This is a genomic window from Neisseria sp. HMSC069H12 (assembly GCF_001812735.1).
GTDB classification, from domain to species: Bacteria; Pseudomonadota; Gammaproteobacteria; order Burkholderiales; family Neisseriaceae; genus Neisseria; species Neisseria subflava.
This window is the reverse complement of the sequence record NZ_KV810297.1, coordinates 67,749-68,548: the sequence shown is the minus strand read 5'-3', so window position 1 is coordinate 68,548 and position 800 is coordinate 67,749. Positions and strand designations below refer to the sequence as shown.

The 800-nt window shown below is 44.1% G+C and carries 1 protein-coding gene; it reads right to left on the bottom strand.

The genetic code is table 11. The features are described from left to right. Positions 1-124 precede the first annotated feature (124 nt). Positions 125-799, bottom strand: coding sequence for a tetratricopeptide repeat protein (locus HMPREF2872_RS09455; RefSeq protein WP_070633165.1), 675 nt, complete (start codon positions 797-799; stop codon positions 125-127). Position 800: the final 1 nt, after the last annotated feature.

Genomic DNA, 800 nt, shown 5'->3' with positions numbered 1-800 from the left:
GACAACAGGGCTACCATCATTTTTTTTAATAATTTATTCATTTTAAAATCCATTTCTTTCAAATCATTGTTTCTGTTTTGTCCTAGTTTTTTCAGACGGCCTTTAGAAAGTTTCATTATCCTACTTAATCCAATATATGGTAAGCATAGCAACTTCGCTGACTTCCATTAGCACAAGCCTTACCAAGCCATTCTTTGGCAATTTTATAATTTTTGGGAACACCTTGACCATTCACATGCATAAGAGCCAAATTGTGTTGGGCATATGCATCCCCTTGTTCTGCAGCCTTGCGAAACCACTGCGCTGCCTGCGCAGAGTCTTGACGAACACCTCGTCCTGTTTCATACATTACACCCAAATTAAATTGGGCGGTAGCCACTCCCTGCTCCGCAGCCTTGAGAAACCAGCCTGAAGCCTGTGCATAGTCTTGACGAACACCTTTTCCTTCGTCATACATCACACCCAAATTATTTTGGGCAGGAGCATACCCTTGTTTTGCCGACTTGCGATACCACTCCATTGCCTGTGCATAATCTTGACGGACTCCTTGCCCTTTGGCATACATCGCACCCAAATTATTTTGAGCTGCAGGATACCCTTGTTCTGCCGCCTTGAGATACCATCGTGCCGCCTCTACATAATCTTGACGAACTCCTTGCCCTTCGTAATACATCTTACCCAAACTAAATTGGGCTTTAGCATTTCCTTGCTCTGCAACTTGAAGCATTTCCTTAAAATCCGGCACCTTATCAGCCCAAACAGCCTGCGCCAAGCCCAAAGACAACAGGGCTACCATCATT

Excerpts from the sequence above, each read along its gene's own strand:
- HMPREF2872_RS09455 (WP_070633165.1), bottom strand. The coding sequence starts at position 799 with ATGATGGTAGCCCTGTTGTCTTTGGGCTTGGCGCAGGCTGTTTGGGCT.